At 34.9% G+C, this 10,809-nt stretch carries 10 protein-coding genes and 1 pseudogene; all 11 read right to left on the bottom strand.

Features of this window, described 5'->3' with window-relative positions; all coding sequences use genetic code 11:
• Positions 1–7: 7 nt before the first annotated feature.
• The 11 genes and pseudogenes from N7U66_RS17455 to N7U66_RS17405 all read right to left on the bottom strand — a co-directional run bounded on the left by N7U66_RS17455 (position 8) and on the right by N7U66_RS17405 (position 10,761).
• Positions 8–3,762: pseudogene (locus tag N7U66_RS17455) on the bottom strand (efflux RND transporter permease subunit).
• 107 nt (positions 3,763–3,869) lie between these two features.
• The gene (locus N7U66_RS17450) at positions 3,870–4,292 is read right to left on the bottom strand and encodes an HYC_CC_PP family protein (RefSeq protein ID WP_267676286.1); all 423 of its coding nucleotides are present in this window, start codon (positions 4,290–4,292) and stop codon (positions 3,870–3,872) included.
• Positions 4,293–4,433: 141 nt separating this feature from the next.
• A complete protein-coding gene (locus N7U66_RS17445) occupies positions 4,434–4,853 on the bottom strand; it encodes a VOC family protein (protein ID WP_313791299.1) in 420 nt (139 codons plus the stop codon).
• Positions 4,854–5,001: 148 nt separating this feature from the next.
• Entirely contained in the window at positions 5,002–5,544 is a 543-nt protein-coding gene (locus tag N7U66_RS17440) for a hypothetical protein (RefSeq protein WP_267676285.1), read from the bottom strand.
• A gap of 32 nt (positions 5,545–5,576) precedes the next feature.
• Positions 5,577–5,765: a hypothetical protein gene (locus tag N7U66_RS17435; RefSeq protein WP_267676284.1), complete on the bottom strand. Its 189-nt coding sequence runs from the start codon at positions 5,763–5,765 to the stop codon at positions 5,577–5,579.
• A 523-nt stretch (positions 5,766–6,288) separates the two neighbouring features.
• Positions 6,289–7,008, bottom strand: coding sequence for an AbiV family abortive infection protein (locus N7U66_RS17430; protein WP_267676283.1), 720 nt, complete (start codon positions 7,006–7,008; stop codon positions 6,289–6,291).
• Between the two features lie 5 nt (positions 7,009–7,013).
• Positions 7,014–8,042 carry a ComEC/Rec2 family competence protein gene (locus N7U66_RS17425; RefSeq protein WP_267676282.1) on the bottom strand — a complete coding sequence of 343 codons (1,029 nt, stop codon included), beginning with the start codon at positions 8,040–8,042 and terminating at the stop codon, positions 7,014–7,016.
• Between the two features lie 89 nt (positions 8,043–8,131).
• Entirely contained in the window at positions 8,132–8,572 is a 441-nt protein-coding gene (locus N7U66_RS17420; protein ID WP_267676281.1) for a hypothetical protein, read from the bottom strand.
• Positions 8,542–8,772, bottom strand: coding sequence for a hypothetical protein (locus tag N7U66_RS17415; protein ID WP_267676280.1), 231 nt, complete (start codon positions 8,770–8,772; stop codon positions 8,542–8,544). The genes N7U66_RS17420 and N7U66_RS17415 overlap by 31 nt, the downstream gene beginning before the upstream one ends.
• Positions 8,751–9,635, bottom strand: a complete 885-nt coding sequence (locus N7U66_RS17410) for a hypothetical protein (protein ID WP_267676279.1) — start codon at positions 9,633–9,635, stop codon at positions 8,751–8,753. Before N7U66_RS17410 ends, N7U66_RS17415 begins: the two co-directional genes overlap by 22 nt.
• Positions 9,619–10,761 carry a hypothetical protein gene (locus tag N7U66_RS17405; RefSeq protein WP_267676278.1) on the bottom strand — a complete coding sequence of 381 codons (1,143 nt, stop codon included), beginning with the start codon at positions 10,759–10,761 and terminating at the stop codon, positions 9,619–9,621. Before N7U66_RS17405 ends, N7U66_RS17410 begins: the two co-directional genes overlap by 17 nt.
• Positions 10,762–10,809: the final 48 nt, after the last annotated feature.

The following is a 10,809-nucleotide window of genomic DNA, read 5'->3' as shown; positions in this document are numbered from 1 at the left end:
CTATTTTCTATCCTCCACTGTTTAATCTTTTTTTAGCTAGCCGTTCCTTTCTCCAACTAAATAGAACTGGAACAAGGAAATAGGAAGTCGTATCCAGCAACATGCCGCCAAAAATAGGTATAGACATCGGTATCATAATGTCACTCCCTTTTCCTGTTGACGTTAACACTGGTAACAATGCTAAAATGGTGGTTACCGTTGTCATTAAACAAGGGCGAATACGCTTAGATGCTGCCTCCAATGTCGATTGGCGAATTTCTTTTATATCTGTTGGGTCATTTTTATCAAAGGTCTGTGTGAGATAGGTTGCCATCACCACACCATCATCTGTGGCAATACCGAACAAGGCGATAAAGCCTACCCAAACCGCGACACTTAAATTGATGGTTTGGATATTGAAGAGGTCGCGCAGGTTTTCGCCAAAGAAGCCAAAATTCAAGAACCAATCCTGTCCATACAGCCAAATCATGACAAATCCGCCTGCAAATGCCACCATGATACCCGTAAATACCATAAAGGTGGTAGAAACCGAACGGAATTGAAAATACAGAATGATGAAAATAACGAACAACGCCAATGGCACAATGACAGATAAAGTTTTTTCGGCTCGTAATTGATTCTCATAGGTTCCAGTAAACTTGTAACTGATGCCTTTAGGAACAATTAAATCCCCAGTATCGATTTTTTGTTGGATAAGTGCCTGTGCGGTTTCTACCACATTCACCTCAGCAAAACCATCCAATTTGTCGAACAAGACATAGCCTACCAAAAAGGTGTCTTCACTTTTTATAACTTGCGGGCCTTGCTCATAGCGAATGCTTGCCAACTCACTTAACGGCACGGGACTCCCTTTCTCTACCGGGACGTAAATATCCTGCAAATCGGAAGGGTTACCTCTTAATTCCCGAGGATAGCGTACACGAATGCCATATCGCTCCCTGCCTTCCACTGTTTTTGTTAATACCATTCCACCGACAGCTACTTGCAACACATTTTGAACATCTTCTATTGAAATACCGTATCGGGATAATCGTTCCCTATTGATATCTATAAGAAGGTACGGCTTACCTACTATACGGTCTGCAAAAACAGCTTCCGTTTTTACACCTTCAGCTTGTTTTAAAATTCCTTCAAGTTGCACACCAAAGGCTTCTATTTGTTTTAAATCTTGACCTTTTACTTTAATACCCATGGGCGCCCGCATGCCTGTTTGCAGCATAACCAAACGGGTTTCTATGGGTTGTAGTTTTGGCGCAGAAGTAACGCCTGGTAATTTAGTGACCCTTACAATTTCGTTCCGGATATCCTCCGGAGAATTAATTTCTGGTCGCCAGTTTCTGAAAAACGCGCCATCACCATCAGGAATTAACTTTTCTGAAGATTCATCAACCGTGAATGACACTTTTTTTCCGTTTTGACGATAGTTCGCGACGGCACTCGAGGTGACATCATTATTCGGATTGGCAATAAAGGTGTTATCTTTCAAAACAAAGAAACCTTCGTCATCCACTTTAAAGCGTTGACGTTTGCCTTCTTTCAACATATATTCAGGTTTGTACTGAATCATGTTTTCATACATAGACAATGGCGCTGGGTCGAGCGCAGATTCTGTTCTACCCGCTTTTCCTACGACGGTTTCTATTTCAGGAATGCTAGCAACTGCCATATCCAACTGCTGCAACACACGCTTGTTTTCTCCCACACCGGCGTGTGGCATAGAGGTTGGCATCAAGAGAAACGACCCTTCATTAAGCGAGGGCATAAATTCTTTTCCTGTATTCTTAAAAATGAAAAAACCAAAAATCAACAAGGTTGCAGGAATTGTCAGAAATACAAGTCGATTCTCCAATGCCCATTTTAAAATTATGGTGTAATATGTTTTGAAGAACATAAAACTTGCGAGCAATCCGAAACAGATAATGCCCACAAAAATAAGATTCCAAAAGATGCTTTTATCCACGCCCAGTGGTCGCCAGTATTCTGCCAACAGAAAAACAATGGCAGCTGCAGATAGGTATATATTGAACAAATTAGAACGTTCTTTTGAGAGCTTTTCACGTAACACAGAAATGGCCACAAAGCCAAACGCAATCAGGATAAGACCAATCCAATATCCAAAGATCACGGCGATGAATCCGGCGGAATCAATAAGCTACTAATCCCATAATTTGCCGCCTTACGGATGTTTCTACTTTTGAAGAAGAATGCCGCAAATGGAGGAATCAAAAAGAGTGCGATGATAATAGAGGCTGTCAAAGCAAAGGTCTTGGTAAATGCCAAGGGTCTGAACAATTTCCCTTCGGCACCTATCATCGTGAATACCGGAATAAAACTGATAATAGTCGTTAAAACTGCTGTGACTATAGCCCCTGACACTTCTGCTGTAGCGTTATAAACTACTGTATTGATGGGTAAATTTCTATCGTCCTCATCTAAATGCCGAATGATATTTTCAGAGAGGATAATCCCCACATCTACCATGGTTCCAATGGCGATGGCAATCCCGGAAAGCGCAACGATATTGGCATCCACCTCAAAGAATTTCATTGCAATGAACACCATAAGTATAGCCACAGGCAAGAGCCCCGAAATAAGGATAGAGGCCCGGAGATTAAACACCATAACGAGGATAACCAAAATGGTTATTAGTATTTCGAGCGTTAAGGCTTCGTTGAGCGTCTCCAAGGTTTCTTGTATCAACTCCGTACGGTCGTAAAAAGGTACAATAGTCGCTTGTGATGTTCTGCCATCACTCAACACTTTAGTAGGCAATCCTTTGCTCAATTCCTCTATTTTTTCTTTGACGTTGGTGATGACTTCCGGAGGATTTGCACCATAACGTGCCACCACTACGGCTCCAACAACTTCAGCGCCTTCTTTGTCCAAAATTCCTCGACGGGCTGCTGGACCCATGGATACTTTGGCAATATCACTGACTTTAATGGCTGTATAATTTTCGGTATGCACTACGGCATTTTCAATATCGGCGATGGATTTTACATAGCCTAAACCACGCACTAAATATTCGACTTTATTGATTTCTAAGGTTTGTGCACCAATGTCTTTATTGCTTTCCTTGACCGCCTTTACCACTTGATTTAAACCAATATTGTATTGGCGCATCAATTCCGGATTCACATCTATTTGATATTCCTTTACATAACCACCAATGGATGCTACTTCAGAAACCCCACTTGCAGAAGCCAGTGCATATTTCACATAATAATCCTGAATGCTTCGCATTTCCTGCAAGTCCCATCCTCCAGTGACATTGCCATCTTTGTCACGACCTTCCAAGGTATACCAAAATATTTGTCCCAAGCCCGTAGCATCGGGCCCCAAAGCTGGGTTGACACCATCCGGCAATAGGTTGGCAGGGAGTGAATTCAGTTTTTCAAGGATGCGGCTACGACTCCAGTAAAACTCGACATCTTCTTCAAAAATGATATAAATGCTAGAAAACCCGAACATGGACGAGCTACGAATGGTTTTTACCCCTGGAACCCCCAACAGCGTGGTGGTCAATGGATAGGTAATTTGATCCTCGATGTCCTGTGGAGAACGTCCATCCCATTTGGTGAACACGATCTGTTGGTTTTCTCCAATATCAGGAATGGCATCCACGGCAACCGGGTCGGTAGGCAACAGCCCTGTATCCCAATTAAAAGGAGCGTAAACGGTTCCGAAACCAACAAATGCAACGAGCATTAGTACAGCAACGAGTTTATTCTCTATTAAAAATTTGATGCTTTTATTGAGCATTAGTTTTGATTATTAAACGGTTAGACATGATGTTAAGAAAACACCGAATACAGCAAACTATCCTTAGGACATAACGTCATAGGATAATACAGTCTATTGTTTAAAAATCAAATTAAATAGGTCTCGTCAATCTTGTAGAGTTGCCTTATGACGAGTGGTGGTTTGTAATCTTGATAGGATGAGACGTTGGTTTCTACACCTTCGAAAAGATTACTGTAGGCGTAAACAAATGCCGTTATAAAGAGCTCCTGATTTATAGAAAGGGTATCCCATGAGATTTGTAATTCATCTTGACCATCAATCACGAATTGCTTATCATCACAGCAGTTCTTTTTTGTGATTACGCAACCTTTAGGGGTCATGCCTGAAGGCGTGCCCATGTCCATCCCACAACCTTTTGCTTTATGAAAAAGAGCCGTTTCCACTAAAGTATCACCACAATAATGTTTGTTAACAGTAAAAGACAGCGTAGAGCATAACACTACCCAAACCATTACCATTGACATTATTTTATGGAATACTTGTTTCATACTAATTGCTAAGTTACGAAAATTTAAAATACGTTTAATTAAAAACGAACCTTGTTAAGTAAAAGTGCCAATAAATACCGAGGAGAAATTAAACACTTCCCTTGTATCAATGAGCCTCCTAAAATCTACACCAAAAGATTTTTAGCAAGCATTAGAACCGCCCTTAGTTATTATAATTGACCATCCAGCCAATACCATACTTATCTGTGCAACGTCCAAAATACCCCCATTCTCTTTCGCGATACTCATGATGTATCCGCCACCGCTTGACAATTTCTCAAAAAGCGCTTTTCCTTCATTTTTACTGGAAGCCTCAATACTCATATGAATTTGATTTCCACTATTTAGTGGCGTATCCGGTGATACATCGTAAGCCATAAAATGGAGGCCATCTCCCTTTAATTCTGCATGCTGTAGTTTCTCCCTATACGACGATGGGACATCTACTTTTTTATCTTCATAAGTTTGCCGATTGATAACCTTGGCGTTAAATAAGTCACTATAATAATTTAATGCTTCTTGGCAATTTCCACTAAAGGATAAATAGGCTTGTACCTTCATGATATGTCATTTTTAAATTCAACAATTAATAAATCTAAATGTATATCAATAAGGCTTTATTCTTTAACTTATTCCATTTTTTTCATAGCTCTATACCAAATTTTGACACTCCTTTTGGGTAATGACTCACAAAAAACAATGGCCTAAATTATTTCAAATACGGTTTGAGCATTTTTTTTAGGAGCGCTACGTCTTTTGCCTTATCGCGAACTAAACGCTTCTTATTATCACATTCAAATAACGAATAATCAATTTCAACTAAATTTATATCCTTTTTTTGAAGCACATCTCTGCGCCTTTTATTGTACTTTATGAGTTGTTCTCTTCTCGTTGAATCACTTAGAGTCGCCTCATCTGTTTTGTCCAAATGCTGATCCGTATTTGTTTGCTTTTCTAAAAACTCAATCACTAAATTAGCGTCTTTGTAAAAAGCCGCTAAAGGCAACGGCGTTCTTGTCTTTCCTTTTTTATGCATATCCCCCAACAAAAAAGAAAAGGTGTGTTTACGGGATGCTTTTTCTTTAAGCAATTCGTCGCAAAGGTTTAAAATGTAAAATTCATCACTATTTTCTCTAATCGCTTGCGCTCTTTCTTTTTTAGAAACACTACTTATAGGTTCATTTGGTGAGAACTTAGCGCCCTCTCTTACCAAATACCAATACACACTGGTTTCTTTGCGTTCTGTGTGCACAGAAGGTATGCGGCTTAAAAGATTCTCCTGATCTAAAGCACGTAATACTTTTCGAAGTGGTAAACCTTTTTTTGATCTTTTGTAAAAACCCCCGCCTTAATTAAATCCGGCATGATGTCCTTTGCGGGAATCCAATCTTTATCAGTATTTGTGCTAAAGTAACTTTCTATTACTTCATTTATTTGAGTTACTGTATCTTTTTTGTTGTTATTATTATCCATGATTATGTGTTCTTATATTACTGGCATGTACTACCACTAAAACGGCTGCAAGATAAGTCAATATTATTATGAAATAATTATACGCCTTATTTAATTAACAACTTCAAGATAAGGTGCTTGGTTTCTCAGACAAAATTACCAAACACACTACTAGCCATGTCTAATGGAATACAGCAACTCCTATGTACTAAGAGTGTCGTATTGCAGGCCCTAAAAAAGCAAATAGATCCTGTTAGTTAAAAGCTAACTATAATTTGAGTTATAATTGTTTAGAGGGAAGACAATTAGTGTTTTTCTAACCTTACCTCTTATTACCGGGAACTTGACTCCCTTCGACTGCGCTCAGGATAAAGGTCTCGTTCACTTTAATTTGAGTTTATTGCAAAAAAAAAGACTAAAGGATTAACTTTAGTCTTTTTACCTAGTAGCGGGAACTGGACTCGAACCAGTGACCATTAAATACTCAGCTTCAATATGTTATGATTTTTTTTTGTTTTGGATGTCTAAAAGTGAGCCTTTAGATTTAAATTTGTGGTGTATTTTTGAAATCATAGCCCTTAAGAGTATCTTTAATAAAAACCTTTAGGTTATTCTTTAATCCTTCAATTTCTCGTTCTGACATATGTTTTTTTAAACTAGGGTGATGAATTATTCTTAATACTTTATAGAAAGCAAATATTCTTTTAATTGTCACTTCTACTTTATAATATTCATGCTCACTTACTATTTTTGAAGGCTCTAACAGTTCATTATAATAGTCTACGTAAAAACCACCGTTCTTTAGATTATCAAATATTTGTAAATGCTCAATGTGGGAAATGCTATCTAGGATAGGTTGAGCTAGTTTAGATATATTTAGAATTCCGTTTGCAATTTCATTAAACCAATTCAGCCTAGTGCTAAATAATTTTTCGTCTTTAACTTCATCCCATTTAATTGTGCTTTCTAATAAACCGGAGCCAGTTTCAATTAACTTTGATATTTCATGTCTAATTTTATGATCTAAAAAAAACTTTTTTGCGTCTTTTAATAGATATACTTTATACCCTTCTGAGTGCAACAATACCAAAATTGCTTTAATAACTTCTTCTGAACTTAATATAAGTAATGAAGTCGCTGAGCAATATGATTTATTAATTTCTTTAATCGTATTTGCATCTTTCTTTAGATTTAAGGCATTACGATAAACAGCCTTATGAAGCGTTATAGACTCTTCAGGGTTCAAGTTTAAAAAAGATTTCATTTAATTTATTTGGGGGAATTATTATTTCTGTTTTGAGAATTTAAATTAAAGTGAAAATATTTTTTATCAGTCAAATATTTTACTTCAAAATTCCATTCTCTAAACACTTCTTTGCCATCTACAACAAATATACTTCTCAATAAATCATTATCATATGTAAAATAGAAATTGTATTTAATATTAAAATCTCTATTCTCATTTAATATTATTCTAACAAGAGATTCCTTTTTAGGCAAAAAATGTTTGTTTTCACCATTTGCACTCACTAAATAATTTGTGCAATCTATTAAACTATATAATTCATTACTATTATTTCCCGAACTACCGTGATGTGAAACTTTCACCCAATTACATTTAACTTTGTTTTTCTTTGAGTAGCCTAATTTCTTTAAAGAATTCACCACGTCACTAGGGTGAGAATCTGCAAGCCACAACACTTTAATTCCCCCATATTCTGTTAGTATCGTTATACTGCTTCCATTTTCAATGGACTCATCTTGTTTCCAAATATCTAATTTAAAGTTACTTATTTTAGTTGAATAATCAAATTCTTTAGCTGATACGGCCTCACTAATAGAATCTTCTTCTATTGTTTCTAAAAAAGTATATTTAGATTTATACTTCTTCCTTAATGACTTTAATTTCTCTCTTGGCGGAGACAAAATAGTCATCTTTAAATTTTCACATTCAAGTGATTTTAGTTCATCTGATATGTCATAACTCAATAATTTGCCTTTTGAATTAATGTAATGGAACAAATCATCTCCTTGACTTATACTCGCTGGAGAGCTAATTAACTCTTCATATACTATTTTAGTAGGTTTATAATTTACGGGAGGATTGTATAACCATTTATTAACTATATCTTCTAACTCTTTATTCTTAATAGTTTTAATGTATTTAATTATTCCTCCAATATGATCATCATGGATATGAGATACAACACATATATCCAATCTTTCATCATTATCTATTAGCCTTCTAATTTCTTCTTTTAGTATGTGCCTAAATGTTCTCTCATATCCGAGAATCAATTAATATATTTCTAAAACGCCCCTTTGGATCTTTAAATCTGATTACGGCTGAATCTCCACACTCAGCTTGATAAAAAAATAATTCCATACTAATCGTCTCTATTATACATATTAATTTTTCCCGTTAATTTATTCTTCTCAAAATAAAAAACACCACTTGGTACTCCAAAATGATAAAATCTATCTTCAGACTTAGCTATCTTCTGTCCATATACAGTCCAAATTATTGATAAATTATTTTCATTAAGGTATTTCATAAGATTACTCTTTTTGACAAGTGTTCCTTTAGGGTTAATATTTGTTACAATAACTTCATCACATTCATTATTAAAGTCACCATCTTTCGAAGAATATTTTAAATTTAAACCTTCAAATAAAGTCCTACATGGTATATCATAATTAAAATTTGCGCCAGATTTATCATTTTCAATACCTCCTTTAGCGTTAGTCGTTGTAACTATTACTTTGTGACCTGTATAGACTCTAGTCTTTTTATCTATTATTTCACTCCATATTGGTTCTTTTTCCACTGAAAGGAACGCTGGCGACGAAATTTTTCTCTATTGAACAACTTACCATAATGTCCTTGATTTCGAGGCATCCAATCTCCATCCAAATTCTTGTTTTCTAAATAACTTAATAAACTAATTTTAGTTTTATCAGTTACTAAATATGCCCTAACTGAAAAACTTAAGCGTTTCCCATCACTCAAGTACTTTTCTTCACCCAATCTTTTAGGTTCTTCCCATTCGGAAAATATTCTAAGTAAAACCAATCAATACCATTATTATCTTTTTTGAATAATAAATCTTCAATATTTGGCAAATCTTCTAAACTTTCAGACCATTCTAAATTAGGTTTATCCCAAAAATTGTATTCCACGTCTGACCACCATTTTTTATGATTTAATAAATCTTGTTCAAATACATCTTCATACCTCTTATCCAAATCTACTCTCGTTGTTAAAACGGGATCAATATCGCGAGTATAAAGTTGCCAAGGACCATCATAATAGTCATAGTTATTACCATTAGAATATTCATTCTTTATTTTAAAATTATCAGCTACTATTGCTAAAATTTCATGAAGTGCAATCCATTGGTATTTTTTACCTATTCTTTCTGTTTCATCTGAATAACTATTACCGTATTTTGAGAAATTTTTATCATAATTTCCATGGAGATTAATATCGTAACCTAATTCAAAAACTCTTTTAACTATCCATCTTCTATACGGCATACTACTTAATCTATACCATATTCTATCTAACTGCATTTCTGCTTTATCAAACAAGTAGGGGATTAAAGTATTAGTTATAAACTCTAATTCTCCATTTTTAAATTCTTCTTGTATAAGTTCTAAACTTTTTTCAAGAAGTGAGTCTAATGTTTGGATGTGTACGTCATACTGTTCTTTAGTAAACACCTTTGAAAATCGATTCTTATCCTTCTCATAGCGAATTTTAGTTTTAAGTATTGACTTATATGATATTATCAATTTTTTTCTCTTTTTACCCAACTCTTTCACAAAGGTTTTACATTCTTTTTTAGCCTTGAAGCTAATAGGGTAGAAATGATTAAGTTCTCGGTTCAATAGTTTTTGTGCCAAAATCCCATTCAATTACCTGAAAATAAATATGATTTAGTACATGCCCGTATTCTTTATCAAAGTCTTTACTATCATTATCTTTTTTAAATTCAGCTATATCTTGACTTGTTGGTAATTTTGGCAAACAAGTATTATAAGGTGGACGAACAAGGTTTAAATCAAAATTTAAATTTAAATTTTTATAGACACTGTACTCAATAATGTTTCTAGCATAGTCTCGTAATAAAATATGCACTGGTGGATTACCTTCTTTAAATACTGATTCATAAACATATTGAGCGATATCTTTAATACCATTATTATCTTTAATTCTTAGTGTGCATCCATAAGCCACAGCATATAATCTTTCCCTAATATATAAATCATCATTAGTTTCAAACGCCTTTAAAATTTCAATTAACGCATTAGGTTGATCTTCTAGTAGATTAACTAAAGCTTTTGTTGTTTGATCCCTCAAAATCCTATTAGTAGTAGATAAAACCCAAGCTAAAGTCTGCCCACATAACCTAGCTGTTTCCTCATCTATCAATCCACTTATTTTTTCACTCCAAGCCCAATCTATTAATCTTCTTATAGGAAATCCATTATTATTATCATCATATCCATTACTCCATCTAATATGAGTTTGCCAAAAGTTATCTCTTTCAGCCATAGAGTGCCTACTCAATACACCATGTAATCTATCACTATTAAATGGGTGGTTTTTTAGAGCAGTTAATTCTACTAGTTTCATAAACCATTCTCCATCTCCCAAACTAGCTTTATCACTTGTTAGCCAAGAAGTTATTTTCTGATCATCTACACTATTAATTGTTCTCCAGTTTAGACTATTTAAAAAGAAGCCTTGAATCCAAGACGCAAGGTTATCATATAAATGATAATCACGATTAGATTGTCTTTCATCAAAACTCAATTCATTCAAAACCTTAACCTTTTCAAATACCCAGTCAAAAACCTCAAATATTTCTAGACTATACTTCTCGGGTAAAATTGTTGCTAAGGCTTCTAAAATACCATTATATATATAATACTTATGTTCTAATAGTTCCCCTAATTCAGATTCTTTTTTAAATGCAAAACTTATCTCTTCTTTAGAATTGTATTTATTCAATAGTTCATTTGCTAAATAGAAATCTCCAAATCGCTCATAGGAAAAATA

The sequence above is a fragment of the Lacinutrix neustonica genome, from assembly GCF_026625145.1.
Lineage (GTDB): Bacteria > Bacteroidota > Bacteroidia > Flavobacteriales > Flavobacteriaceae > Lacinutrix > Lacinutrix neustonica.
Note: the sequence above shows the minus strand (reverse complement) of the source record. Positions and strands in the feature narration are given on the sequence as shown.

Excerpts from the sequence above, each read along its gene's own strand:
- N7U66_RS17450 (WP_267676286.1), bottom strand. The coding sequence starts at position 4,292 with ATGAAACAAGTATTCCATAAAATAATGTCAATGGTAATGGTTTGGGTA.
- N7U66_RS17445 (WP_313791299.1), bottom strand. The coding sequence starts at position 4,853 with ATGAAGGTACAAGCCTATTTATCCTTTAGTGGAAATTGCCAAGAAGCA.
- N7U66_RS17435 (WP_267676284.1), bottom strand. The coding sequence starts at position 5,765 with ATGGATAATAATAACAACAAAAAAGATACAGTAACTCAAATAAATGAA.
- N7U66_RS17430 (WP_267676283.1), bottom strand. The coding sequence starts at position 7,008 with ATGAAATCTTTTTTAAACTTGAACCCTGAAGAGTCTATAACGCTTCAT.